General features: G+C 46.7%; 20 protein-coding genes. 7 read left to right on the top strand and 13 right to left on the bottom strand.

Going from position 1 to position 26,518, the window contains the following annotated elements; genetic code table 11:
- The first annotated feature begins 131 nt into the window (after positions 1–131).
- The 4 genes from H6G46_RS08630 to H6G46_RS08615 all read left to right on the top strand — a co-directional run bounded on the left by H6G46_RS08630 (position 132) and on the right by H6G46_RS08615 (position 2,777).
- Complete coding sequence (locus H6G46_RS08630) at positions 132–638, top strand: hypothetical protein (protein WP_010872246.1); 507 nt, start codon at positions 132–134, stop codon at positions 636–638.
- Between the two features lie 20 nt (positions 639–658).
- Positions 659–1,885, top strand: a complete 1,227-nt coding sequence (locus tag H6G46_RS08625; protein ID WP_010872247.1) for an AarF/ABC1/UbiB kinase family protein — start codon at positions 659–661, stop codon at positions 1,883–1,885.
- 87 nt (positions 1,886–1,972) lie between these two features.
- Positions 1,973–2,305: a hypothetical protein gene (locus H6G46_RS08620; protein WP_020861632.1), complete on the top strand. Its 333-nt coding sequence runs from the start codon at positions 1,973–1,975 to the stop codon at positions 2,303–2,305.
- 76 nt (positions 2,306–2,381) lie between these two features.
- On the top strand, positions 2,382–2,777 hold the full coding sequence (locus tag H6G46_RS08615; protein WP_010872249.1) for a clan AA aspartic protease: 396 nt from the start codon (positions 2,382–2,384) through the stop codon (positions 2,775–2,777).
- Positions 2,778–2,830: 53 nt separating this feature from the next.
- On the opposite strand, the gene uvrC is transcribed toward H6G46_RS08615, so the two are convergent.
- Positions 2,831–4,711: an excinuclease ABC subunit UvrC gene (gene uvrC, locus H6G46_RS08610; RefSeq protein WP_010872250.1), complete on the bottom strand. Its 1,881-nt coding sequence runs from the start codon at positions 4,709–4,711 to the stop codon at positions 2,831–2,833.
- A gap of 119 nt (positions 4,712–4,830) precedes the next feature.
- Between uvrC and H6G46_RS08605 the strand changes: the two genes are divergently transcribed.
- Entirely contained in the window at positions 4,831–6,606 is a 1,776-nt protein-coding gene (locus H6G46_RS08605) for an N-acetylmuramoyl-L-alanine amidase (protein ID WP_010872251.1), read from the top strand.
- On the opposite strand, the gene H6G46_RS08600 is transcribed toward H6G46_RS08605, so the two are convergent.
- From H6G46_RS08600 to psbH, 8 genes are all read right to left on the bottom strand, one after another.
- Positions 6,589–7,062, bottom strand: coding sequence for a M67 family metallopeptidase (locus tag H6G46_RS08600; RefSeq protein WP_010872252.1), 474 nt, complete (start codon positions 7,060–7,062; stop codon positions 6,589–6,591). The genes H6G46_RS08605 and H6G46_RS08600 overlap by 18 nt on opposite strands.
- Before the next feature lie 180 nt (positions 7,063–7,242).
- Positions 7,243–7,626: a hypothetical protein gene (locus H6G46_RS08595; protein ID WP_070097961.1), complete on the bottom strand. Its 384-nt coding sequence runs from the start codon at positions 7,624–7,626 to the stop codon at positions 7,243–7,245.
- A 31-nt stretch (positions 7,627–7,657) separates the two neighbouring features.
- Positions 7,658–9,169: a site-2 protease family protein gene (locus tag H6G46_RS08590; RefSeq protein WP_010872254.1), complete on the bottom strand. Its 1,512-nt coding sequence runs from the start codon at positions 9,167–9,169 to the stop codon at positions 7,658–7,660.
- Between the two features lie 53 nt (positions 9,170–9,222).
- A complete protein-coding gene (gene murQ / locus H6G46_RS08585) occupies positions 9,223–10,140 on the bottom strand; it encodes an N-acetylmuramic acid 6-phosphate etherase (RefSeq protein ID WP_010872255.1) in 918 nt (305 codons plus the stop codon).
- Between the two features lie 157 nt (positions 10,141–10,297).
- A complete protein-coding gene (locus H6G46_RS08580; protein WP_041425796.1) occupies positions 10,298–10,714 on the bottom strand; it encodes a DUF3110 domain-containing protein in 417 nt (138 codons plus the stop codon).
- A gap of 174 nt (positions 10,715–10,888) precedes the next feature.
- Positions 10,889–11,875, bottom strand: coding sequence for a cytochrome f (gene petA, locus H6G46_RS08575; RefSeq protein WP_010872257.1), 987 nt, complete (start codon positions 11,873–11,875; stop codon positions 10,889–10,891).
- 112 nt (positions 11,876–11,987) lie between these two features.
- Positions 11,988–12,530 (bottom strand): cytochrome b6-f complex iron-sulfur subunit, encoded by a 543-nt coding sequence (gene petC, locus H6G46_RS08570; protein ID WP_020861638.1) that lies wholly within the window; start codon positions 12,528–12,530, stop codon positions 11,988–11,990.
- A gap of 324 nt (positions 12,531–12,854) precedes the next feature.
- Complete coding sequence (psbH, locus tag H6G46_RS08565) at positions 12,855–13,049, bottom strand: photosystem II reaction center protein PsbH (protein ID WP_010872259.1); 195 nt, start codon at positions 13,047–13,049, stop codon at positions 12,855–12,857.
- A gap of 85 nt (positions 13,050–13,134) precedes the next feature.
- Between psbH and psbN the strand changes: the two genes are divergently transcribed.
- Entirely contained in the window at positions 13,135–13,266 is a 132-nt protein-coding gene (gene psbN / locus H6G46_RS08560; protein ID WP_010872260.1) for a photosystem II reaction center protein PsbN, read from the top strand.
- A gap of 45 nt (positions 13,267–13,311) precedes the next feature.
- Here psbN and H6G46_RS08555 read toward each other — a convergent pair whose 3' ends face one another.
- From H6G46_RS08555 to H6G46_RS08545, 3 genes are all read right to left on the bottom strand, one after another.
- Entirely contained in the window at positions 13,312–13,581 is a 270-nt protein-coding gene (locus tag H6G46_RS08555; protein ID WP_010872261.1) for a YciI family protein, read from the bottom strand.
- Positions 13,582–13,762: 181 nt separating this feature from the next.
- Positions 13,763–14,752, bottom strand: a complete 990-nt coding sequence (locus tag H6G46_RS08550; RefSeq protein WP_020861640.1) for a hypothetical protein — start codon at positions 14,750–14,752, stop codon at positions 13,763–13,765.
- Positions 14,753–14,879: 127 nt separating this feature from the next.
- A complete protein-coding gene (locus H6G46_RS08545; RefSeq protein ID WP_010872263.1) occupies positions 14,880–15,989 on the bottom strand; it encodes a TRAP transporter substrate-binding protein in 1,110 nt (369 codons plus the stop codon).
- A gap of 383 nt (positions 15,990–16,372) precedes the next feature.
- Here H6G46_RS08545 and H6G46_RS18645 point away from each other — a divergent pair, with 383 nt between their 5' ends.
- Positions 16,373–25,423: a Calx-beta domain-containing protein gene (locus H6G46_RS18645; RefSeq protein WP_010872264.1), complete on the top strand. Its 9,051-nt coding sequence runs from the start codon at positions 16,373–16,375 to the stop codon at positions 25,421–25,423.
- 304 nt (positions 25,424–25,727) lie between these two features.
- Here the strand turns inward: H6G46_RS18645 and H6G46_RS08535 are convergent, their stop codons facing one another.
- A complete protein-coding gene (locus tag H6G46_RS08535) occupies positions 25,728–26,468 on the bottom strand; it encodes an SDR family oxidoreductase (protein ID WP_020861641.1) in 741 nt (246 codons plus the stop codon).
- Positions 26,469–26,518 lie beyond the last annotated feature (50 nt).

Below are 26,518 nucleotides of genomic sequence, written 5' to 3'. Positions count from 1 at the left end.
CCCTGCCAATAATGAAGGTATCTGCAATTATTTCTTGGGTAATTTTTGCCCCATTATTCCAGTTTGATTGAATGTTGTTGAATTTTAGTTGAATTTTAAATATAACTCTGTAAACCAGAGTGAGGTGATCTATGAACCGTACCGCTAAATTAACCGTTGCCATGGTGGATTGGCCCCTGCTCGTGATGGGCAGTTTGGCCATGTGGCTCACTGGTAGCTTGGTGATGGATTTGCTGGTGGTGCCCAGTCTGTCCGCCGCCGGGATGATGGCCGAGCCGGGTTTTATCAGTGCTGGCCATTTGCTATTTTCTGTTTTTAATCACTTAGAACTATTATTTGCCGGTTTAGTGCTGTCTGGTTGCTTTTTGCTCCATCAACAGAGATTTTTCTCGGTCTCAGGGCAACGTTTCAGCCGCATTTTAGCCGTTGTTTTGTTGGCGATCGCCATTGTTTATACCTATATTCTGACCCCCGCTATCACTGATTTGGGCTTTGATATGGCCAGCTTTACCAGTACAGGGGAAATGCCGGCGGCCATGATGCCCTTGCACTGGCTCTATTGGGGACTAGAATTAGTTAAATTGGCGGTGGGACTAACTCTCCTACGCTGGTCTTACAAGGGAGCAGTGCGCCATTGACCAATTTCTAGTGAAATTTAATGTTTGCCTTACCTCAAGCCGGCGATCGCCGTGGCGAGATCATTAAAGTATTGCTCAGCAACGGCTGGGACTATATGAACGGCCTCTTAACCCTGGGGAAAGTGGGGGAACCACAAATTCCGACACCGGAAGTTCTCACCAAAATCCTCGTCGAGTTGGGGCCGTTTTATATCAAGTTGGGGCAACTGCTCAGCACCAGGCCAGACCTTTTACCCCCCCGTTATATCAACGCCCTCACCGCCCTCCAATCCAATGTGCCTCCCCTGCCCTGGTCGGCGATCGAGGACTTGTTGCAGAGGGAATTTCCCCAACCCCTGGGGGAAACGTTTCAAGAAATTGAGTCTGAACCCATTGCCGCCGGCTCCATTGGTCAAATCCATCGAGCGGTTTTGCAAAGCGGAGAAACCGTTGCCATTAAAGTTAAACGGCCCGGCATTGATGTGATTGTGGAACAGGATAGTTTATTGATCAAAGATGTGGCTGAATTATTGGCCTTGACGGAATTTGGTCAGAATTACGACATTGTTAAACTCGCCGATGAATTTACCCAAACGGTCAAAGCAGAATTAAATTTTGATACAGAAGCGGCTTATACCAATAATTTGCGGACTAACCTAGCAAAAACCACCTGGTTTGATCCCAATCAATTAGTAATTCCAAAGGTTTATTGGGAGTTAACAAACCAAAAATTCCTGGTGTTGGAATGGCTGGATGGAGTGCCAATCTTAACCGCAGATTTAACCCAACCCCCCAGTGATAAAGACATTGCTGAAAAGAAAAAGGAAATTACCACCCTATTATTTCGGGCCTTTTTCCAACAACTTTATGTGGATGGTTTTTTCCATGCGGATCCCCACCCCGGCAACATTTTTTACTTAGCAGATGGTCGTTTAGCCCTCATTGACTGCGGCATGGTGGGTCGCCTTGATCCCCGCACCCGGCAATTGTTAACGGAAATGCTATTGGCGATCGTTGATTTGGATGCCAAACGTTGTGCTCAGTTAACGGTGGAGTTATCAGAATCGGTTGGTCGCGTTAACTTCCAGCGGCTAGAGGTGGATTACGAACGCATGTTGCGGAAATATTATGACTTAAGTTTGTCAGAATTTAACTTCAGTGAAGTAGTTTATGAATTTCTCCGCATTGCCAGAGTGAATAAACTCAAAGTTCCCGCCTGTTTAGGATTGTATGCTAAATGTTTAGCCAATTTAGAAGGCGCTGGATGACAATTTAATCCTGAGTTAAATTTATTCACTGAAATTAATCCCCTCATTACCGATCTTTTCCGTCGGCAACTGTTTGGCACTAATCCTTTGCAGACAGCATTAAGAACAGTATTAGATCTTAAAGCAGTTTCCCTTAAAACCCCCAGGCAAATGGACGTGTTACTCGATCGCCTAACTACGGAAACTTTGCAATGGAATGTGCGGCTAGAGGGGTTGGAGCCAGTGCGTCGCACCATCGATAAGTCCGCTAACCGTTTATCTTTTAGTATTGTGCTTGGTTCTCTAATTATGGGGGCGGCAATTCTTTCCACTGGCAATGATCAACAGCTAACTTTAATTGCCAATATTTTGTTTGTGGCAGCTACGGTAATTGGTTTTTGGTTGGTAATTAGCATCCTGCGATCGGGAAGATTAAAATAGTAGTTAGACTATCTGAAAAAAGGTTATGTTTGCCAGATTAGGGTCAAAATATTACAGTTTACCTTGAGGTTAAAAAATGGGTTTAGTTTATGCCAATATTGAGCTTATCAATCCCAAAGAACAGGCTCTACAACCAATGAAGGTCAATGCCTTAGTTGATACAGGGGCGATTACACTTTGTATTCCTGAGCATGTTGTGATTCAACTTAAGTTAGAAACGTTGGAACAACGGGAAGTTACTACTGCCGACAGCAAAAAAAGACTAGTTGATTATGTGGGACCAGTGCAAGTGAGGTTTGGTAATCGTAATTGTTTTACTGGAGCCCTAGTCTTAGGGGATGCAGTTTTGCTAGGGGCTGTTCCTTTGGAAGATATGGATTTAGTTATTAGTCCCCGTTCACAAACCATTACCGTCAATCCTGAAAGTCCTAATATTCCTGCGGCGCTGGTAAAAACTGCACTGGAGATTTAAATTAATCATTAATTAATAGCTAAATTAGTTAAGCAATATGTGACTAACAAAGATTATGAATTAACCGGATGAAAGTAATCATAAATTGTCTGGGCTAACTGGGGACCAATACCTGGTACTTCCTGTAATTGTTTGACACTGGCCTCCCGAATATAATCCAAAGAACGGAAATGGGCTAACAATTGTTTTTGGCGACTAAAACCTAAACCAGGAATTTCATCCAAGCGCGATCGCCGACTTTTACTAAGCCGTTGTTGACGGTGGAAACTGACCGCAAAGCGATGGGCTTCATCCCGCAAACGGCGTAATAATTGCACTCCAGGTTGTTCCGCGTGGGTGGGCAAGGGTTGGGATTCTCCCGGTAGAAAAATTTCTTCCCTTTGTTTCGCTAAACTGACCACCGTAAATTTATCCAGCAAATCCATTTTCTTCAGCACCTTAACCACCGCTGATAGTTGACCTTTACCGCCATCAATCATAATTAAATCTGGCCAATCCTGTTGATTTTTTTTGCCTTTTACAGAGGATTGAAAACGGCGGATAATAACTTCTGCCAAACTGGCGAAATCGTCAGAGTGACCGACTTTAATGGACGGGTTTTTAATTTTATAATGGCGATAATACTGTTGGGCTGGCACTCCATCAATAAATACAACTTGGGAAGCTACAGCATTAGAACCCTGAATGTGGGAAATATCATAACCTTCAATGCGTTTTGGCAAAGTTTCTAAATTTAAAATTTCCGCTAAATCTTCTAGCGCTGTAACGTTTTTAGCAGTCTGTTTTTGTAACCTCTCTAACTCGTACTGGGCGTTACGTTCCACCATTTCCAATAGCTCAGCTTTGGTTTGTCTTTGGGGGAGGTTAAAAGTTACTTTTCTTCCCCGTTGGCTAGTTAACCAATCATTGAGCAATTCTCCATCAGGTAAAGCACAGGGCAGAATGACTTCGCTGGGAATTTCCACCGCTTCGACCTGTTGATAATGCTGTTCCAAAACCCGCTGTAATACTTCCCCTTTTTCCAACTCCGACTCCACTCCATCGGCGAAAAATCCCAGCCTTCCTACCAATCTTCCCGCCCTAATTTGGAAAAGTTGAATGGCACTAATTTGTCCATCGCTGGCCACGGCGATCGCATCTCTGGAAATGGTGTCCTGGGGTAAGGAAACTTTTTGATCAGCGTTGAGTTTACCGAGGGAATTAATTTGGTCCCGAATTAGAGCCGCCTGTTCAAACTTTAAATCTGCCGCCGCCTTTTCCATTTGTTGCGTTAACAATTGATGTAGTTCCTGGGTACGTCCCTGGAAAACCATAGCGACTTTTTGTAAGGTTTGGCGGTAGTCTTCTGGGGTAATTAATTCTTGGCAAACTCCAGGACAACGGCCAATGTCATAATTTAAGCAAGGACGATGTTTGAATAGGGGCTGACGACGTTGCCGCAGAGGAAAAATACGTTGTATTAATCGCAATGTTTGCCGTAAACTAAAACTATCCACATAGGGCCCGTAGTAACGATCCTTAGCCTGGTTTAAACGGCGTTTTCTGGTAATAAAAATACGGGGATAGGTTTCTGACCAGGTGATACACACATAAGGATATTTTTTATCATCTTTAAGCAGAACATTAAAATGGGGTTGGTGTTGTTTGATTAAATTAGCTTCTAAGGCTAAAGCTTCCGCTTCCGTATCGGTGACAATAAACTCAATTTCCGCTACCTGTTGCACCATCAAAGCAATGCGGGCAGTGTGGGGTTGGGAATCCCGAAAATAGGATCTAACCCTAGTTCTCAATTTTTTTGCCTTGCCGATGTAGAGAATTTCTCCTTGGCGATCGCCCATGAAGTAAACCCCCGGCTCTTGGGGAATTTCCTGGAGACGCCGTTCTAATAATTCTGGTTGTTCAAGAAGAGACGTAGAGGAAACAGTAGCAACCATTGATTAAGCAAAAGAGCGAATGTTTTTCTATGGTAGAAGGGAAAACTAGGGCTTGGCAATTTGCGTCTGGGCTGGGTTAATTAATACAATTGGCTGATTTAAAACGGGAATTTTTTGCAATGATGGCAATGGAATCTTGGTTGGGAACAATGATTGGTGTGGGGGCAGCGGTGGTTTTCACTATGCCGGCTGTAGCCCAAAGTCAGCCCTTATTTTTGGCCTATCCACCCCAAAATCACCAAACCAGTAGCCCGACGATTTTTTTCATTGGTTCTGCCGCTCCAAATGTGACCGTTACCCTCAATGGCCAGCCCATTGAACGCAGTGCCCAAGGCAATTTTGCCCCTGTAATCCCTCTCAAGATGGGGGAAAATCAGTTTGTTTTTCAAGCAGAGTCCCAACGGATTGAGCGTACCATTACCCGCATTGGCACTGGCCCCACATTGTCCCCCCAAGGTGGTTTTGCCGCCGGCTCCCTCACCCCCGCTGTGCCCATTAGTCGTCCTGCTGGCGAACCAATTTGCTTTACGGCGATCGCCCCTACGGATGCCATGGCCACGGTGACCTTGGCGGGCCAAACCATTCCCCTCACCCCCCAGGGCAATGTGGTACAGTTACCGCCCAATAACACCATTTTGCACGGAGAAAATCAGCCCCAAGTTACAGCAGCGGATCAGTATAAAGGCTGTCAAAGTTTCAACGTGACTAACTTACCTGCCCAATTGGGAACGCCTCAATTTAATCTGCAATGGCGGGGACAAAACTTTTCCACTCCTGGCCCCGGTAGCGTTACTTTGCTCAATGGCGATCGCCCCCAGGTAATTGTGGTTACCAGTCAAACGGGGGTTGCCCGCACAGGCCCTGGCACCGATTATTCCCGGTTAACTCCTTTACCCCAGGGTAGTCAAGCTAGCGTCACTGGCCAGGATGGGGACTGGTTGCGGTTAGACTATGGCGGCTGGATTAAAGCAGATGAAACCCGTACTTTACCGAGCCAAGCTCCGCCTCGTTCCCTAATTCGCAGTGTGGGTTACCAAGTTTTTGGCGATCGTACAGAAATGCGTTTTCCCTTGCAATTGCCGGTGCCAGTAACAGTACATCAAACTGAAATGGGACTGACTTTAAGTCTTTACAATACCACTGCCCAAACTGACACTATCCGCCTCGATAATGATCCTATTATTCGTAATTTGACCTGGCAACAAATTAGTCCAGATCGGATTGATTATTATTTCACTTTTAAGACTGATCAACAGTGGGGTTACGATCTGCGTTATGAGGGCACTACGCTAATTTTGTCTTTGCGTCATCCTCCCCGTATTTCTTCCCAACCCGGTAACTTGCAGGGAGTAAAAATTCTGCTCGATCCGGGCCATGGGGGTAGTGAAGCGGGGGCAGTGGGGCCCACTGGCTATGCAGAAAAAGACATTAACTTACTCATTTCTCAACGTTTAGCTAATCGCCTCAAATCCCAAGGGGCTAATGTCCATCTCACCCGTACCAGGGACGAATTTGTCTCTTTAGTCGATCGCCAAACCCAGATTGCCCAAGTGCAACCGGCGATCGCCCTTTCCATCCATTACAATGCCTTACCCGATAGCGGTAATCCCAACGAAACCGATGGCATTAGTACATTTTGGTACAATGCCCAAGCAGCGGATTTAGCTAATTTTTTACAGCGGTATTTGGTGGAAAATTTAGGCAGAAATTCCCACGGAGTTTACTGGAATAATTTGGCTTTAACCCGTCCCACCATTGCCCCAGCAGTGTTGTTGGAATTGGGGTTTATGATTAGTCCCCAGGAATTCGAGTGGATTACCAATGCCCAAGCCCAGGAACAATTGGTGCAGGCTTTAGCGACGGGCATTACCACCTGGTTACAGCAACAACGTTGAGTCCACTTCCATAAAGTTTCCTGCTTCGTTTAAGTACCAACTTCTACTGGTATTGAACCTTCCATTTTCACCGGAAGCAATGAGGTAAATATATTCTGGCCAAGCAATGGCCCGATCAAATTCTGACGGTATGGGCTGGCCATGGGGATGGGAATGGAAAATACCGATAATGCTTAACCCTTTTTGGCGGCAATCTTTTTGGGCGGAAAGCAAAACTTTGGGGTCAATGGCAAAGTAATGTAACTTATTTCCCTGATGATTATTCTGCTGAAATTCTTCCACATCACCCCAGCAATTTTCCGTTGGCTGTACTTCGACTACTTGCCAATGGCGATGACCATTTTCTCCAATTAATATTTTCCCCAGTAAAAGACCACAACATTCCTCCGGATAACACCGTTCCCCATGGCGATAAATTTGGTCTTGGTGAACTTGACTCAGACTTAGTTGGACCACTTTTGCTAATTTTTCGTTTTGGAAGGTCTTCAGAAAGTTTGATTCCGCCCCTAAATTACTCCGGTAATACTGAGGAAACTTTACCCAGTTTCTCCCCAAAGTTGGGTGGGTTGGGGGCTTTTAAAAGAGGCTTTTAGACTATCAACAATTTTGCAAAAAGGTTGAAAAATCCTGCCTGCTTTAACGGAATAACCAACGCCAGAGGAGATGGCGGGGACCAATTTTACGAATTCTAGCCGTACCTCGAATGAGATTATTCCTTTCCTTAATGGATAGACCCCAAAGAATATGGCAACTTTGGCGAATCAATACCGCCCCGGTAAAACCAATACTGCCAAACAAAGTAAAAGCAGGTACTAACTGAAAGGCAAAGCCATAACGGATAGCAACCCAGGTGAAATGGTCCTGTAACAGGGCAATATCTTGGCGAAACTGCCAAATAGACCAGGGAACAAGGGTTAGCCACAGCAAGGCCACCACTGTCCAACGACCATAGACCCCCGCTTGGTAAAGGCGATAGGCGGGTTTACTTAAACACTGGTCGGGCATTAAACGATGGGGCATGGATGTTGAAATTTTCACTATTGGAAGTCCATTAACCGCCAATGCCTAGCCTCAAGGCCCAGTTGGGGCTAAAGGGAATCAGGGTCAGCAACATTAACAATAGGGCTAGTAAACCCAAGCCGGCCCTGGTGTCGTCCGGTTCCGTCAACTCGTTTAAGCTGGGGCGTTCCAATTGCCGTTGCAAAAATAAAACCACGATCGCCCAATAGAGGGGAATGGGATTGGCGGGGTTAAATAGGGAAACAGCCCCCAAAATAACTAGGGTGGCAATGGTGGTGCGGCGGGCTACTTTACGGCCGTAGATGGCTTGGACAATGCGGCCCCCATCGAGTTGCCCAGCGGGTAATAAATTTAAGGCATTAATTACCAAACCGAGCCAACCTAACACCGTCAAAGGATGGATGGAAATCACACTACTTTTTAGAGCACTGCCCAAAATTAATTTAGCTAACGTGCCCACCAACAGGGAACCTTGCAAAAATTGCACCGGCAGTTGAAATAAATTATTGCCCCCGGATAAGTTCAGTCCCACGATCAAAAATAGTAAAGAAACTAATCCCCCTATGGCCGGCCCGGCGATCGCCACGTCAAAGAGGGCATTGCGGCTGGGTAAAAGGGATTCAAAACGAGTAATGGCCCCAAAGGAGCCGATTTGCCAGTTGGGTAGCAAGAAAGGCCAACTCAACCTGACTCCCCATTTTTTCGCCTGCCAGAGGTGACCTAATTCATGGGCTAGCAAAATAATACCCACGGCGATCGCCAGGGGAACTGTTTCTCCCACCCGTTGCCAATTGTCCACTAAGTCAAAGCCCAACAGGGCCGCACTGGCTTCTAACGTAGTCACAATGGTGGCCACCAGTAACACCACCGCCAAATTTTTCTGGGCCAAGGTGCTGGGTTGGGGGTCATTAGTACTGGGTAAAATCACCACCACGGGGCGGTCTTCACTCCCTTCCACTAGGAAAAGGCGATATTTTTCCCCCATTAATTCCTTCAGTTTGCCCGATAGTTTACCGAAAGCATCCTCCGCTTCCGTCCGCAAATTACCTTTAAAGATTGCCCCTTCCTGGTAGGCAATGGTTTCCGTGGCAAAAAAGCTATCAATGCTAAAAATACCTTTAATAATGGCCAAATCTTCCGGGGGAATGGGGGAAGTTTCTTCTAAGTTTGTGTTGGCCGTGCTGTCACCGAGCACAGTGGTTTTATCTGCCCCATTGGCCAAATCTTGCAGACGTTGGGCTGCCTTTTGGCGCAACAGTTCCGCTTGTCCTTCTTCCCGCATTTGCCGACCCAGATAGATGTAAATGCCCCCCGACACCAAAAGCAAAACCAACACTGCGGGCAAACTGATGGATAAACCAAAACTAAAAAGGACAAAATATAATAGCCAAGGGGCCATCAGCACCACCGACTGGAGCCAAGCCAGTTTTCCCAATTTGCCAAAGGGTTTAGCCCGCCGATAGCCCCAGACTAAAACACCGATCGCCAGGGCAAAAATGGCGAAGACAATGGGGACTAAAAACTGGTCTAGGGTAGTGGGCATGGGTAAAACAAGTGTGGAAATTAGAATTATTTCTCAGCTGGGGTTGATGAAGATTAGGGAGCAGCATCCATGGCCTGGCGTAAATTTCCCCCATGGCGATCGAGTTGAGCCTGGGCAGATTCTGCACTTAAACCAGACCAGTGCATTAACAAAGCTAACTTAACCCGTTGGCCACTGGCGACCAGTAATTCAGCCGCTTCCTCTCGGTTTAAATCGGTTAAATCTCGCAAAATTCTAATGGCTCGGTCTTCCAGTTTGCGATTAGTTACCGCCACATCCACCATACGATTGCCGTAAACTTTGCCCAACTTGACCATGGCTCCAGTAGACAGGATGTTCAAGGCCATTTTGGTCACTGTGCCCGCTTTTAAGCGGGTGGAACCGGCCAAAATTTCTGGCCCGGTTAAAAGTCTAATATTCACGTCTGCTTGGCAAGGAGCTTGGCTTTCCGGTACACAAGCAATAAAAATCGTTTTCGTCCCCCGGGCCCTGGCCGCATCTAACGCTCCATGGACATAGGGAGTCGTACCCCCGGCCGTAATTCCCACCACCACGTCCAACTGGGTAATGCGATGGTCGGCGATCGCCTGGGCCCCATCTGCCGCAATATCTTCTAAACCTTCTGAACTGCGGAGTAACGCACTGGCTCCCCCGGCTAAAATTCCCTGCACTAACTCCGATGGTGTACAAAAAGTGGGGGGACATTCCACCGCATCCAACACCCCCAACCGGCCACTGGTACCTGCGCCAATGTAGAAAAGTCTCCCCCCTTTAGCCAAAGCATCACTAATAATTTCAATGGCCGCCGCTAAATCTTCCCTCGCCCCGGCGATCGCCGTCACTGTCAGTTGATCCTGTTGGTTAAATAAATCTACCAATTCCAGGCTGGACAACTGGTCCAAATTTTGACTTTGGGGATTGGTCTGCTCTGTTAATAAATGACCGCGCTCTTCTAAGATTTCCATAGGCATGGGGGATGGGAGAAAGATGATCGGGGAAAGAAAAAACAAATTAGAGATTAAACAAAATCAACCAAACCAAATTTAGTCAATTAACTGGGACTAAGCTTTAAAATTATGGTTAGTAAAAGGGTTAGTTAAAACCAGAAAGGACATGTCCACAATTTTTCTACAACAACCCCTCCAAACGACGGCGAATATTTTCTAGTTCAGCATCGGAAAATTCGTTGTCTGGCTTTTCTTCTCCCTCGCCTTGGTCAGTGTTTTGGGCTTCCCGGGCCGCCTGCAAAACCCCATCCGGGTCCCATTCCGGTTCCGCCACATTTTTTTCCGGAGGAATGGCCAGCATGCCTTCCGCCACAACCTCGCAGTCATAGCCAGCTTCTTGACAAAATTCTTCAATGTCCCGGGAATCCATGGCTTCAATGGAGGGGGGCGGGAAATCCTGGGCCTCTAAAAGCAGGGCATAACGGGTGGCATCGTCCTCGGAAGTGAACATCAAAATTTTATTGCGTCCCCCCATTTGTACGGTGTGGATGCCTTCATTATCCGTACCTGCGTTGAATAAAAGAACGTAAACACGCATAGAGTCAGCAAAATCTAAAAGTTGTCTATTCCTACCAGCATATCGAGCTAGGGCAGTTCTGCAAAAATCAATGGGGCCACCGACGACATAACTCAAGCTGAGCATTCTTCGATGGCCCCCAGGGGAGAACCTAGGCTCCGCCCCTATGACGGGATAATCCGGTGGAGAAATGAACTAGAAATTAAGTTCGGCAGCTTGAACTTTTTCAATCTGTTTTTTCTTCAACACCAACAGAATTTGGGAGAGCATAATCCCCGCCAAGAAGAGTACAAGGAATTTAATGCGGGTGGGATTTTGCAGCACTACTTCCGTATCTTTCTGGCCAAAACCGCCCACATTGGGATTATTGGTCAAAAATTCCCCAGCTTCCACAGTTTGACCGGCACTGACAATCAATTCGGGGCCGGCGGGAATGTCCACGGTTTCTGTACCGTCGGCAGTGGTGAGGATCAGTTGGTAACCACCAGCTTCAAGGGCGTTAACTTCTGAAATGGTGCCAGCGTTGGGGGCTTTAAAGGCATTGTTATTGCTCAGCAAACCAGTGGGATAAATTTGTCCACGGCCCCGGTTGGCCCCCAGGTGGACAGCGAATTTACCGTAGTTAATGCTTTTATCCTTGGCAGGATCGGGGGATAGCACGGGGAAAACGATTTCCTGATACTGCTCACCGGGCAGGGGGCCAACAATGACCACATTTTCCATGTCTTCCCGGTAGGGCTGGAAGTAGGTGCCGCCAACTTTTTCTTTAAGTCCCTCGGACAGGCGATCGGGGGGAGCAATTTTGAACCCTTCGGGCAACATCAACACGGCTCCAACGTTTAAGCCACCCTTGGAACCATCTCCTAGTACCTGCTGACTATCGAGATCATAGGGAATTTTGACTACTGCTTCAAACACGGTGTCTGGCAAAACTGCCTGGGGAATTTCCACTTCTGCCGCTTTCTGGGCGAGGTGGCAGTTAGCACAAACAATACGGCCAGTGGCTTCCCGGGGGGTCAAAGGCGCTGTTTCCTGGGCCCAAAAGGGATAGGCAGAGGCGGCCTGGGGCAGACCAAGGTCGGTGATCAAAAAGACGCTGACTGTGGCGATCGCCAACACCGTGAAGCGGCGCAGAGCAACCATGGTTTTCGTCCACAGCCCCAAAGTATCAGGGTTTCTCATCGTTAAGTTGAACGGATTAGGTTTAGGTGAACAGTAGGGGAAAAAGACCAGTCTCAGACAATTACACAAAATTACAACAGTGTTGCTTACTCAACGGATAGCAAAGCTAAACCTAAGCCCACCAGGGATCTTCGTCGGTGCGGAAATCGGTTTCGGTCCAGGTGCTGAGCACTAATTTGTCGTCGTCGGTAACGGTAGCGTGGGCCAAAGCCAAAGAGAGGGGAGCCGGGCCACGGACCACTTTACCTTCAGCGTTGTACTGGGAGCCGTGACAAGGGCACATAAATTTGTTTTCGCTGGCATTCCAGGGCACTACACAGCCCAAATGGGTACACACCGCATTAATACCATAGTTGGCGATCGTGTCATCCCCCTGGACTACAATATAGGTCGGGTCGCCCTTCAACCCCTGGGCCAACACCCGATCGCCAGCGTTATGGGAAGCCAAAAATTCCGTCACCTTAACATCATTACCAAGGGCATCTTTGGCCGTTACACCACCGCCCGAACCACCACTGGAGGGGGGGATCAAATATTTTACTGCTGGATAGAGGGCCCCGGCCGCCACCCCAGTGATCGTACCGAAGGTCAATAAGTTCATAAACTGACGCCGACCCAAATCGGGGACATCAGGGGAGCCAGAAATCTGTGTCATAATGAACCGTCTAAATTTAAGGATTTTTACTAACATTCACCGGAGAAACCCCGGCAACATCGTTACAGAGAGGCAGGCCGGCTAAGTTACCGCTACCCCGGGGATTTGCAATAAAAAATGTAACAAGTCCTGTTCGATTATGACAGAAAACGCGCCAGCCCATCTAGACAAGGCTTTGGGCGATATTCCCTGACTAGCCAATGACAGTTTGTGGCCCCCTATGCTCCATAAGACAAAAAAATCCCGGCGGGGCGGGATCTAAAGAAAGTTAACCAAAATTAAGTTGGGATTAAATTGGGTCAGGAATATGTCAACAACCCCCCATTAACCAGCCCAGTCCACGCTAAAGCCTTCGAGAATCAGAGAAGAGTTATAAATCTGCAAAATAATCAGTAAGAAAACCAGAAAAAGAGCCATAAATACCCCCATGACAGGAGTGGTGCCCCAGCCCGGTACGACCTTACCGTATTCCGAGTTGAGGGGTCTGAGGATATCTCCTAACCGAGTGCGCTGTGCCATAGACTTCCCGTAAAAATGACTAAATGAGTTTTTGTAATGTTCTGTAATAATATAAGACAACAGAAACAACTATCAATCTTACCCCATGGAATCCGCAACAGTTCTTAGCATTACTTTTGCTGTCATTCTCATCGCCATCACTGGTCTGGCTGTGTACACTTCCTTTGGCCCTCCGTCCGCTGAGTTGGGTGATCCCTTCGATGACCACGAAGACTAAGCAGACCAGTCCGTCAGGGTCTTTAATTTAAACACTAGTTCGCTGTTAAAAAGCCTGAATCCACTCTTTGACTTCATACTCTGTCCAGATGCCGTTTTGCCAGTAAGGATCTCCTTGCACCAACTTTTCCACCGTGTCCTGGTCTGGCGCGTCGTAAATTGCAAAAACCTGCCGTAAATCTTTGGTAGGTCCAATGGTAACCAACACACCACTTTCCTTTTGGACCTTCAGTCCATCTAGGTGTGCTTGACGGTGGGGGGCTCTTTTTTCTTCCACGTTGTCACAATAGGTTCCCCAAAGCACATACTTAGCCACTGGTTACACACTCCTTTCTCAGCAACAGATACATAAAAGTTACCTAAGAATTCTAAATCATAACGGAGGGAGGTTTCCCTTCTTGGCCAGCTATCGTCATTAATCATGGCTTGGGAGTTTCCCAAAATAATTTTGGGCAAGCACTAGACCGCATTGCACATTGAGACGGCAGTTGCCTTACCTAATTGGAGCCGGCCAATTTTCCTTGGTAAATCATGCCAGTGGCATCGGCGGCAACCACTGTCTGGTCATCGGTGAAAATGACAGCGTTAATACCTGTAGTAGAAATTTTATGTTCTTCGACGATTTTTCCCGTGGTTAAGGAAATAATTTTAACAAAGCCTTGATCATCGGCGATCGCCACTAAATTTTCAGAGTTAATATCCAAAGCGTTCAGCCATGAGTTTACTTTTGCAAGGGTTTTATGGGCACCGGTGGCTAAATCTAGCTCTACTAACTCTCCGGTAAAGTAACCAATTAGTAGCTTGGCGCCATCGGGAGTAAATTTGAAAGTGTTGATGCGGCTGTTAATTGTTTTAAAGGTGCTAGGTTCAACGGGGTTACGGGCTGTATCATGATCAATATTAAAAATAGCAATTTCCCCCGTATCGTAACTAACAGCAACTTTGCCAACTTCTGGATTGGAGGTGTGGGTAAAAGCTAGATTTCTAGCAACACCAATAGATTGGTAAAGCTTGAAGGTGTTAACCTCCGGGGGGGAAAGACTGATTAATCGTGAAATGGTCACTGAGCCATCATCAGAAGATGATAATAGATAATCTTGGAGAATTAATGAATCTGTTACCGCCGCTTTATGGAGGGGAATATCAAAATTTTCCTGGGAGTTATGCAAAACACTGCTTCCAGTGTAGATAGAAGAAATAAGGAAAGGGATCGAGCCAAATTCCCCATACCTAGCCCGAAAAAAACGTTTACAGTTTTTAAGAAATAAATTATTTTTCTGATCTTGGTTTAAATTAGCATCGAGAAAAATCAAGTTGCAATTATAAAAGCCAATGGCTAGCTGTTTTGACTCTGGATCTTGGGCAATGGAAGCCGCAGCTCCATACTGACTAAGATCAATTTTTTTAACCACAAAAGGTTGTTCTTGACCCCAGACTCTTCCTTGCTGGGGAGTCAACCATAGACCAGTTAAGAGAAACGCAACCAACAGCAAACGCTTCAATTGATTGTTTTTAGAATGGAAAAAATAATTTTTAAACCTAAATATATGCTTCATACCTTGATTTTAACCAGGGAATAGTTAATATAAATTAGCCGTGAAGTTGTTGAAAATTTCAAGCAAACTTGATACCAGTTTTCTCTTCTAGCTTATTTTTGATCAGAGATTGAGCTTGGGAATTTAATTGACTATATATAAACCGATAAACTTCAATTAGCTTTTGCGGAGCTTGGGATAAATTAGGTTTAGTTTGCACCATGCCTAATTTACCAATTAATTGTTGGTAAGCTTGCTGGTTGTATTCTTCCTGAGCTCTGATTTGTTTGGCCTGATAAACCGGCAGAAGTTCCTTGATTACCGCCTGAACAGTAGGGGAAAGACTCTCCCAAAAACTGGTGTTGAAAAACGTGTTATAACCAGACCAAGCATGGTTAGTCATGTTTAAATATTTGGTTACCTCATATAATTTAAAACCTAATGCTACAGATGAAGGATTTTCCTGGGCCTCCACTGTGCCATTTTCTAAAGCGCGAAAGACTTGATTCATGGTGATTTTTTCGGGAACAGCTCCTAGAGCTTCCATGGTCATTGCCATGTCATTGGAAGGAGGAATCCTGATCTTTAACCCTTGAAAATCTTCTAGTTTATAAATTGGCTTACTGGCAATGGAAGTGACAATTCTCATGCCGTTGTTAAACGTGCCATTCCGTAAATAAGTTAAATTATATTGGGCTACCGAGCCATTAAGAGCTTCCGCAAAGAGGGACTGATTAATAATTTCAAAAACGTCTTGGGCTGATTGATAAAGGAGGGGAATATTTTGCACACCAATGACATCGGGAGCTACTTTGTCGATGATGGGCCCAGCAACGCTGACAATTTCAAAACGTCCTCCGGTAATGAACTGTACTGCTTGGGGATCGCCAGCGGGAATGGAAGCGTCGTGGGGAATGGGGGAAACAAAAAGTTCTCCCTCCGTTTGCTTAAATACTTCTAGCCACAGTTCTTCTAGGGCTTTATGGAGAGGGCTAGTGTCGGGTTGATTATGAAGATGGAAAGCTCGAATTTTTGCTTGGCTATAATACTCCCCATACTTACCAGGCAGAGGCAAAATTTTGTTTAAAATTTCCTGGGGAATGCCCTCGGCTAATAGTTTTGGTGCGGCGATCGCCAGAAGGGAACTGGCCCCTGCCAAAGCGAGAAAATTTCTCCGTGAATGTTTCATAACTGATATTCCCCATTATTTAGCTCTGAATTATAAGGCGTAATTTTCTAGTCAAAGCTGACCTCGACCACATTTTTGGCAAAGCTTCCATAATGCCTGGGTGATGGAATAGGCGGCGGCTTTGGAAGCAGAAAGGGAAATTACTGGGAAAAACCCTACAAATGAAGGGTTTAGCTTCCTAGAAATTGCTGCTTAAATCTTGGAATGTAGCATCGGCACAGAAGATGGTTAAGCAATGGTTATGAGACTTTCCTAAAGAATAATGATAATTTATCTACGGCTCTGGATAATTTTCTCGAAGACCTCCACCTCCCGGTCATAGACATAAGTACTTTCTACTTTGTTCAACATCCTGTTTTTCCTCTGTCTTACATAAGGTATTTATGGCTGCCTCTACCCAGACTCCGGCGATCGCCGTTGACTCGAACGGTTTTACACATTTAGTTTGGAACCAAAATAACGTCATTTACCACGCCTACTACGACCCTTCTGTCGGGCGGTGGCGGGAATCTGCTCCGATCGCCAATAGTGTCAGTGCCAAAGAACTTAAAATTACCACAGGAGTACGAAGCCAAGGGGAAGAAACAGGAAGTTCCGTAGAGGGGATTTTTATTTCTTGGATCGAAGGAGAAGGAAATAACAGCGATATTCATGGCGCTAGCGGCATTCTCAATAGCCTAGGGCAATATAACTGGGGCCAAACATTCAAGCTCACCGATGACGCAGTGAGTGATGAAAATATGCGGTTGCAGACCACTGCCGACGGTAATCTGCTCCTAATCACCGAAAAAATTGACTTAGATGATCCCCAAGCTGACAGAGATTTATACAGCCAAGTCATAGACCTCAGAAACCGAGAAACACTCCATAACACCCTCACCCAGGTCAAGCCTCTCAATCCCAGTAATTTTATTGCTCCCAATGCTTCCCCCACCTTGGCCCTCGGAGATGGAGATATACAAGTTCCAGGAACTTTTTTAATCACGAAAGAAAACAAAAAAGAGTATCAACTTCCTTTATCTTTTTTTAACGGCAAATTGGAATTCAAAAATGCCCTTGCCCTAGGGGGGGGGATCAACTTTACGAACCTGATTAATTCGGGTGATCCAGGGCTATCTGCTTTTTTGCAACTGCAGGATGAACTGTCCGGGGCACTGAGCTTCGGTAAAAACAAGGTTTCCCTCAAAGGTCGTCTACAGGGGAAACTCCAACTAGATTTTTTACTTAACGGGGATGGCAATACTTTTTCTGCATCCGATGCCCTGAGGCTCAGGGGAGAATACGAACGTAATTTATTACCAGGGAAAACCACCTATGACATTGGTTTTTCTGTAGGTGGAGTTCCGATTTCTCTCCTCGATGCTGAAGTTCAGTTGGGATTGCTTTTTGATTTGGCTTTTACGCTCAAACAAAAATGGAGTACAGATTTTGATCTTACCCCCCAAGCCCTAGTCACGGGGGGATCAACCCTAGCTGAAACTCAGACAGAAAATACAACTGTTGAATATTGGTATTCCTTGGTGCGGGCTGATGGCACTCCGGCCCAGCCTGGAGATGACCCCAGCCAACTCTACTGGCTAATCAATTCGGACCAAGCCGCAGACAATTTGCTTGCGCCGCCCCCTGGTTTAGAAGCTCCAAGTCCAGCGGAATTAGCACTGATTCCCGGCGTGGAAAACACTGGTCTTCTTAGCTTTGGCACTGGATTATCAGGCAAATTAAAGCTGGCCTTGCTTGGCTTTACGGCTTTTGATTTTGAAAGCAAGCTAGAGATCCTGGCAAACTTTGAAGTTTTCCCTAACGTCGGATTTGATAGCTTAGAAGAAACACTCGCACTAGGGCTAAATCTTTTTGGTAAAAAATGGTCCACAACCCTCAAAGTTGAGCAAAACTTCGATAATCCCAGCTTGATTGCAGAAAATTTGTCGACTACCCTCAATGCCGATGATTTGCTAGTTGGCATTAACCCTGATTTTATCCAAGGAAGTACTGCGATCTATGCGGGCAATCCCCTTGATGGCACTAGTGTTGGTTCTAATCTGACCGATGACACCTCCCCCAGTATTCTTGTAGCGAGTGATGGCAATCTTTATGCTACCTGGGTGAAAAATACCCATAATGAAAGTCTGTCCCAGGTGTTACTGGCGAAATCCACCGATGGCGGCAATACCTGGAGCAATCCTTTAGTGATTCCCAACAGTGCCGGCATGAACTTTAACCCGGTCATCGGCACAACGGTAACGGGGCAACTATTGGTGGTTTGGAGTAATGCCAGTCCTGATATTTTTAATCCCGATGGAAGCGTTAACCGGCCTGAGTTTGTTGAATCCCTTGCGGCCAGTACGTTGTTCTATTCAACCTCCAATGATAATGGCGCTACTTGGAGCGATGCCATACCCATTAACCCAGACATTAAAACTCCCCAGGCTTTGACCCTAACTCAACTGGCGAATGGCGCATTACTTCTATCCTGGGTCGTAGCGGATACCCTGATACCAGATACCGGACTATATACCAATGGCGGTGACACTAAGAATGATGTACTTTACAGTTCTTTTTGGAATGGAACAAGCTGGAGTAATGCTCAAATCGTAGCTAGCGGTGACCTGCGTTTATTAGAAACGCCCGTATCTGCAACGGTGGGCGGCGAAGCGACAATATTCTGGACAGAGGTGAATCCTGCTGCCGATGATGGCATAAGTATTTTTTATAGTAGCTATAATCAGCAATTTGCCCAGTGGACTCCTGCGGTTCTATTTGCGCCGGATTTATCAAACCTCACCACTTTCCAAACCGTGGCGGAGGCGATCGAAATTAGCAACAGCATCAGCAATCAAACAGTTAATTCTGCTTTTGATCAGCCAACCCACAACAGTGTTGTGGCGGAAAGTGATTTGCGCTTAGTAATTCCCCACAACAATAGTCAAGGCTCCAGTCAACTCCAAGTTTCACCTATTCGGGTAAAAGAAACCGATGGCGAAGCTGTTTTGCTTGTGCGTCGCACCGGGAATATTCAAGAAGCGGTGAGCTTTAATTATCGTACTGTAGATGGTTCTGCCACAGCGGGGGCTGATTATGTAGCCCAGGCTGGAACCCTGACCTTTGCTCCAGGGGAAGTTTTCAAGGAGATTCGGATTGCAATCCTAGATGATGACATTACCGAACGCCGGGCAGAAAAATTTCGGGTGGTCATCACTAGTGACCATGAAGGTGCTCACCTCCGCCTAGATGGTTTGCGTTTGGGGAATACCAGATTAGAACTCGTTGCAACGGTAACAACCATTGAGGATGAGCCAACCAGCCTATCTGAAATTGACAGTGGTTTCATCTTAAATGCAGATCCCCTAGCCCAAGCTGGTATGGCGATCGCCCCAGGGGGAGATATAAATAGTGATGGCACGGATGATTTCTTGGTAGGCGCACCGGCCAAAAATGGGGGCAATGGTGCCGTCTATGTGGTCTATGGTAATCCGACCATTGGCATTCGGGATCAAGGTCTATCCTTGGATAGTCTTGATGGTACTAATGGGGTCATTATCCAGGGAGCGAGTCAAAGCCTATTGGGAACGGCCATGGCGACGGCGGATTTAGACAGTGACGGGTTGAGTGATCTGGTGTTGGGAGCTCCTCAAAATTCAGTGCAAAATTCTGCGGGTAAAGTTTATATTCTGCGGGGTAGCAACGTCGAGGGTCAAAGCACTATTGATTTATCTACGGCTTCTAGTTTAGTTTTGGAGTCCAATCAAGCCGGTAATGCGGCGGGCTTTAAAACGGCGATCGCCGACGTGACAGGGGACGGTCTAGCAGATGTGATTATCAGTGCCCCTGCCATTAATACCATTTATGTAGTATTTGGGTCGGCCATTAAAAATGCCCTGAACAGTAACACCCCCTCCCTGAATTTGGACAATCTAGGCAGTGACGGCTTTCTTCTAAATACAGGGATCGGCCAAATCGGAACAGGATTAGGCGTGGCTGACATCAATGGCGATGGTGTCTTTGATCTATTATTGGGGGCACCCCAGGCCAATCCGGTAGATTATTCTGGTAGCGAAGATGCGGATAGTAAGCCTCTAGCCTATGGCGGTCAGGTCTATGTTGCCTTTGGTGGCACCGGTTTAAATGGTTCTTTGAACCTAGGTCAACTCAATGGCAGTAATGGTCTGATTCTCAATGGGCAAGCTTTTTATAACCAGTCCAACCTGGGGGGAGGCACCCCCTCTGACCCGAATTTACAGCCGGACTTCACTATTGCAGATAACGCTGGCACCAACGTGGTCAATGCGGGCGACATCAATAATGACGGTTTCGATGACTTTATTATCAGCGCCGCCAACTCTGCCGCCAATGGCATTAATGGCTTAGGGCGAGCCTATGTGGTTTTTGGCAAGGCTTCGGGATGGAATAGTGCGATTAATTTGCAAAATCTCGATGGCACCAATGGATTTATCATCAACGGTATTTACGATACAACCCAAAATTTGGGGGGTAATGCAGGGTACTGGATTTCCGCTGTCGGGGATATCAATAACGACTTTTTTGATGACTTTATTATCAGCGCGCCAACCTTAGGAACCAATGGGCCTAACAGTGCCACCGGCCAAAGTTATCTTATTTTAGGTACAAGTCAATGGGCTAATTTCCTCAATCAAGGGGTACTGGAATTATCCGACGTCAATACTCTTAATAGTCGGGTCTTTTTGTTTAACAATCCTAACTCCGGTACTCAATTGGGCTTAGGCCTGGGGTCTATTGGGGATGTGAATGGAGATGGTTCCCCCGATATGGCGATCGCCACGCCTCAGATCTATCCAGGAGTCGAGACTAGCCAAATTTACGTTGCCTACGGACACCCTTGGGTCGGAGCGGGCGGCAGTATTGATGTCACCAAATTGCGGAGTGATAACGGTTTTGTCTTCCAGCCCGTCACTAAGAATGAAATTGGAACGGTGCAGTTAGGGGCGGATATTAACAACGACGGCTATGTTGATACCCTAATTGCGGATGCGGGCTTTAATGGTGCTGGGGGGAAAATTGTTTACCTTTTCTTTGGCAGTGACCCGGCTCAACCCAGCACTTTTGTCGATAGTGTAGCGATTACGATCGCCAGCAATGATGGTCTGATTTTAGGTCAGCAAACCCTCGACTACGGCGACTTCAACAACGATGGCATTACTGATTTTGTCGTTTCCCGCAGTGGCGCCTTAGGGCAAAGCTACGCAACCATTATTTTGGGTAGCGAAGATTCCTCCATCTGGTCAAGCATTAACCCCGATACCGGCATTGACATCAATAATTTACTTGCAAGTAATGGTGGTGTTAATATCACCGTTCCTAACGTTCCTAACCAAGGCGCACTGGTGAATCTAGCCTCCGGTGACTTTAACGGGGATGGTATAGATGATGTTTTACTTAGCAGCGCAAACCTCAACCCAGTCATTGTTTTTGGCAAAGAAACCTGGAGCAGTGGAGTAACTAGCAATGTCAATGTTTTAAATGAGTCTTTACCCATCCAAATTGAAGCGGGTAAACCAATTACAGCAGTCAATTCCCTGGGGGATGTTAATGGTGATGGCTACGAGGATTTTGGCTTGATTGGCATTGATGAGGTTAATGAAAACCTTTATGGTTACGTCATTTTTGGCAAAAACAATTTAGCCTCCAATTCCTCCCTCAATTTAGCAACCCTCAATGGCAGTAATGGCTTTAAGTTAACCTCTCCAAGCATTTCTAGCATATCTGAGCAGGGAGGAGTGGGCAGTATTAGCTTGGCAGGAGATCTCAACGGTGATGGCTTTGGAGACTTCATTGTCGGCCTGACGAATGATCTTAACTTTGGTAAGAATGGCGCAGCCTATGTTGTCTTTGGAGGCCGTAACCTTGGCTCCAGCGGCTCTTTCAACCTCAGCAACTTAAATGGTGGCAACGGCTTCACCATCCAGCAGGCTCCTGGCTCAGAAGACCTCGTAGGTTATAGTATCGCTGGCGGCGGAGATATCAATGGGGATGGTTATGATGACTTGCTGGTTAGTGCCCCTAGCGCAGGAGTTGGGAACCCAGATGGGACAAATAATGGTGATACAGAAGGAACTATTTATACTCTATTTGGTAGTTCTATTCTCGGTGTTGGTGGCACGGTGGATCTGTCCAATTTAAATGGCAGTAATGGATTTGAGACCGTTGGTGCCCAAGCCTATTCCTTTGCGGGTTCCTTTGTGGGGGGATTAAGTGATGTCAATGGGGACGGCTACGCCGATCTTGGCATTGGGGCCCAGGGTGACAACTCCCAAGGAGTTTCAGGGTTGGCCTACAACGTCTTTGGTGGGGACTTTACCCAGAATGTCACCTACGTTGGCACTATTGACAACGACATTTTTTCGGCAACTTCCCTCGCAACCTCATCCGCTCCCCATATTATGAATGGGGGTCAGGGTAACGATATTTTGCAGAGCGCAGGTGTAAATGTTTCCGCCGGGGGACGAGTCGTGATGAATGGAGGCCAAGGCAATGACTTGCTATCCATCGGGAGTCTCAATTTTGAACGCTTGGACGGGGGTAGTGGTAAAGATATTTTGCAACTCAATAGTTACATTCTGTCTTCCAACAACCTTGACCTCACCGATACCACAATCGGCAGTCGGATCCGAGGTATTGAAGTCATTGACCTAGGAATTAACAATCGGGTCACGTTGAACGTAGAAACCCTCACAGCCTTATCTGATACCACCAACACTTTTACGGTTTTGGGTCATAACTCCTTTATCGTCGCCAGTGACTTCCAGAATTGGACAAAATCAGGGACTGTGACAGAACAAGGTGTAACTTATGACCAGTACATAAATAAGGGAACTAAGCTCTTAATTCAACAAAGCAATAATCTATTTGAGTCCACCGCTGTTTCCTCTGTGGCGGTCTATGGTACAGAAAACGGTGAAACCCTCGTGCCAGGTATTTTTCCCGGATTTGTCGGCAAAGATAATATCATTTTTGCCCTAGGGGGAGATGACTTAGTCGATCTGAGTCTGGCCCAGGGCAACAATCAAGTTTATGGTGGTCCAGGTAACGATCGCCTTATTGCAGGACAAAATGATTCTCTGTTCGGGGGTTTAGGAAACGACATCCTTGATACCTCGGGCGATCGGGGAACTAATAACCTAAATGGTGGAGATGGAGATGATACTTTCTTCCTGGGACAGGGAGACAAGGCCTTCGGTAACGATGGTAATGATCGCTTCTTCATGCGGGGCAGTGGTCGAAACTTGATCAGCGGTGGAGCCGGAGCGGATCATTTTTGGATTGCGGATATTGACTTTACCAATTCTTTTAATGCGATTCTGGACTTTGAGCTAGGTATTGATACCATTGGGCTTAAGGGTTTAGCTTCCCGTCAAGACGATCTCAAGCTCATTCAGTATGGCACTGATGTTTTAATTGCCCTAGGGGATGAATATCTGGCTCGGGTAACAGGTGTCCTGCGTCCCTTCCTAGAAGTTGTTAGTGATGGCATAGACCTATTTGTTCAAGGTGCCCAAGATGTATCTCCCATTGTCGTTAGCAATACAAATGACTCGGGAGCCGGTTCCCTTCGGCAAGCCATTATTGATGCAGGCGCTAATGCCAGCCCCGATACGATTGATATGACTGGTATCGCCGCTGGCACCATTATTTTGAATAGTCCTTTACCCACTCTCAATAACCGTAATGATATTACCTTTGTAACTCTAGGAGCCTTTGGTACTCCAACGATAAAGTTTAATAACCCCTCGGCTTTCAACAATATTTTCACCCTTGAAGGGGTCGCAGTTAATCTTTCCTACATGAACTTGCAGAATGGCTATGCCAAAGGCGGCGATGGGGTAAGTGGCGGCGGCGGTGGTGCCGGGGCTGGTGGCGCCCTAACTATCCTCCAAGGTAGTACTGTCATTATTGATAATGTGAGCTTTGACAGCAATCGAGCCGTGGGCGGCAATGGAACAGCCGGGGCCCGTGGTGGTGGTGGTGAGATTTTTGGAACCCCGGATGATCGTCCTTCTGCCGGGGGAGGGGGCGGAAATTTTAACGCCTCTGGTAATGCCAACAATGGCGGTGCCGCAGGGTCTGTTGGTGATGATAAAGCTGGGGGAACTGGGGGAACTGGGGGAACTGGAGGTTTCGGGATCGGTGGCGGTGGCGGTGGTGGCGGTGGCGGTAGTTCAAGTGGTAGTCCATTTGATTTTACTCCCAGAAATGGAGGAAGTGGCGGCCCTGGTGGTGCTGGTGGCTTTGGTGCCGGTGGTGGTGCTGGTGGCGGTGGCGGTGGTTCTTCAGGACAAAATCCTGGTGATGATAAGAGAGGTGGCTTTGGTGGTTCTGGAGGGTCCGGAGGTGGCAATCCCATCGGTGGGAATGGTAGTGTAGGGTCTCAAGGGGGCGCTGGTAATACAGTTGAAGGAGGTAGTCCCGGAAATGGGGGTAGTGGCGGCGGCGGTGCTGGTTTAGGCGGTGCGCTCTTTATTAACCAGGCCACGGTTACCATCACTAATTCCCAGTTCAGTGGCAACACAACCCAAGGAGGAACTGGGGGAAATTCCGGTCAAGCATTGGGCGGAGCCATTTTTATTACCGACAATTCCTTCGTGACTGGTGCGGGTCTGACATTCAGCAATAATTCTGCTCCCAGTAGTCCCGGCGGTAGTTTTAGCAATGCCTATGGCCAGTTCCAAAACAATAATGATGTCTATGGCACCATTGATTCCCTTTCCAATGCTTCAACGAACCTATTCCTGGTTCCTCCCCTTACTCCCGAGGTGCAAAACGAGATAAGCGTCGTTGCTAAAGACAATCTTTTCTTTGTGCAATTGCCTGACGGCAGTGAAGTCAGTCTTCTTTACGAGGATCAGCCCTTTGTAAGTGGCAGTTTTGGAAATTGGCAAATCCTCGAAGCAGAAACAATTAATGGTGTTAATAACGTGCTTTGGCAGAATCCTGATATTGATGAAATTGGGGTTTGGAACGCCGATAGTAACTGGAACTGGATTTCGTCCGAAACTTGGCCTACCAATTCTTTCAACACTTTGGAAGCAGAAATTAATTTCCAGATTGATTTAAACGGCGATGAACTCCTTGGCGATCGCCTTACAAATATTGAAAGCAAAGGTAACACTAGTTTTCTCGAAGGTATCTTTGGTAATTATTATGTTCAAACTGGGGATGATTTAACGGCACCAATCAAATATCTGGGTGAAGTATTTGAAAACAATTTTGGTGACTGGCAGGGCCTAGCAGCGGAGACAGTTAATGGTATTAACCAGGTACTTTGGCAAAACCTTGAAACTAGTGAAATTGGTGTTTGGAGCACCGATAGCAACTGGAATTGGCTGTCATCAGACGTTTTCGCCGCTGGCTCTCTCCAAGCCCTAGAGCAACAGTTAATTTTTGCCGTAGATGTTAACTGAGTTATTAAAGCTTCCGGGAAGAGGTGATCAACTGACAAACTCATCACTTTCTGAAGCCGAGGAGCTCTGCGACCCCGAGTCCTTTTTAGGTAATCATGGACGACCTTCGGCATTATTCACATTTACCACGGCAAGACCTTAATATGGTGCGAGTCCCCCGCCTTGAGCGCCCTGGGCAAGCCCCTTCAAAAAGTCGTTTATCGCCAGAAGGGAACTGGCCCCTGCCAAAGCGAAAAAATTTCTCCGTGAATGTTTCATAACTGATATTCCCCATCATTTAGCTCTGAATTATAAAGTCTAATTTTCAATCAAAGCTGACCTCAATCACATTTTTGCCAAAGCTTTGATAGGCATCGCCCATTCCTTTCGCCATGGTGTCGTTGGGAAAAACGTGAAACTCGCCAGATTGTAGTGCAGCAATAATAGCTTCCGCCACTAGGGTGGGGGATTCGGCAATATCAGCCCGGCCAGAAGCATGGGTCATTTCGGTGGCGATGGGGCCAGGATGGACGCTCTGAACCAGAGTGCCTTGTCCAGCCAGAACTTCCCGCAATGCCTGGGTAATGGAATAGGCTGCGGCTTTGGAAGCAGAATAAGTAGCAACATTGCAGAATGACTTGAGGGAAACTACTGAGTTGAGTTGCACAAAAGCTCCCCCTCCATTGGCTTTGAGCACTGGAGCAAAGGCTTGGGCCATGGAGATCAACCCATACACATTGGTCTCCATTTCAAATTTCAAGCAGGCGATCGCCTCTTCGGCCAGGGGATTTGCAACTTTTTGCACCCCGGCATTATTGACCACAATTTCCACATCTGTGGCGGTTTGGGCAGCGGCGGCAATGGATTCTGGGTCTGCTAGATCGATCAAAATAGGGACTATTTTATTGCCATATTTGTCCACTAAGAAAGCGGCGCTTTCCAACTTTCTGACGGCGGCGTACACTTTTGCGGCCCCATGCTCCAAAAAAGACTCCACCAGTACTTTGCCTATCCCCCGATTGGCACCAGTAACCAGAACTGTTTTGTTGCTAATATCGATGGCCATGGGCATGTCTCCGGGAATATCAGTTAAAACATTACAACGATTAGCCTAAT

Source organism: Synechocystis sp. FACHB-908, assembly GCF_014698595.1.
Taxonomy (GTDB): Bacteria; Cyanobacteriota; Cyanobacteriia; order Cyanobacteriales; family Microcystaceae; genus Synechocystis.
The sequence above is the reverse complement of the archived record's forward strand: the minus strand, read 5'-3'. Positions and strand labels throughout refer to the sequence as shown.

Bases quoted from the DNA above. Each gene is read 5' to 3' on its own strand.
- H6G46_RS08545 (WP_010872263.1), bottom strand. From the start codon at position 15,989: ATGAAACATTCACGGAGAAATTTTCTCGCTTTGGCAGGGGCCAGTTCC.
- H6G46_RS08580 (WP_041425796.1), bottom strand. From the start codon at position 10,714: ATGCGTGTTTACGTTCTTTTATTCAACGCAGGTACGGATAATGAAGGC.
- H6G46_RS08615 (WP_010872249.1), top strand. From the start codon at position 2,382: ATGGGTTTAGTTTATGCCAATATTGAGCTTATCAATCCCAAAGAACAG.
- murQ (WP_010872255.1), bottom strand. From the start codon at position 10,140: ATGCCTATGGAAATCTTAGAAGAGCGCGGTCATTTATTAACAGAGCAG.
- petA (WP_010872257.1), bottom strand. From the start codon at position 11,875: ATGAGAAACCCTGATACTTTGGGGCTGTGGACGAAAACCATGGTTGCT.
- uvrC (WP_010872250.1), bottom strand. From the start codon at position 4,711: ATGGTTGCTACTGTTTCCTCTACGTCTCTTCTTGAACAACCAGAATTA.
- H6G46_RS08630 (WP_010872246.1), top strand. From the start codon at position 132: ATGAACCGTACCGCTAAATTAACCGTTGCCATGGTGGATTGGCCCCTG.
- H6G46_RS08590 (WP_010872254.1), bottom strand. From the start codon at position 9,169: ATGCCCACTACCCTAGACCAGTTTTTAGTCCCCATTGTCTTCGCCATT.
- H6G46_RS18645 (WP_010872264.1), top strand. From the start codon at position 16,373: ATGGCTGCCTCTACCCAGACTCCGGCGATCGCCGTTGACTCGAACGGT.
- H6G46_RS08625 (WP_010872247.1), top strand. From the start codon at position 659: ATGTTTGCCTTACCTCAAGCCGGCGATCGCCGTGGCGAGATCATTAAA.
- petC (WP_020861638.1), bottom strand. From the start codon at position 12,530: ATGACACAGATTTCTGGCTCCCCTGATGTCCCCGATTTGGGTCGGCGT.
- H6G46_RS08605 (WP_010872251.1), top strand. From the start codon at position 4,831: ATGATGGCAATGGAATCTTGGTTGGGAACAATGATTGGTGTGGGGGCA.
- psbH (WP_010872259.1), bottom strand. From the start codon at position 13,049: ATGGCACAGCGCACTCGGTTAGGAGATATCCTCAGACCCCTCAACTCG.
- H6G46_RS08595 (WP_070097961.1), bottom strand. From the start codon at position 7,626: ATGCCCCATCGTTTAATGCCCGACCAGTGTTTAAGTAAACCCGCCTAT.
- H6G46_RS08535 (WP_020861641.1), bottom strand. From the start codon at position 26,468: ATGGCCATCGATATTAGCAACAAAACAGTTCTGGTTACTGGTGCCAAT.
- psbN (WP_010872260.1), top strand. From the start codon at position 13,135: ATGGAATCCGCAACAGTTCTTAGCATTACTTTTGCTGTCATTCTCATC.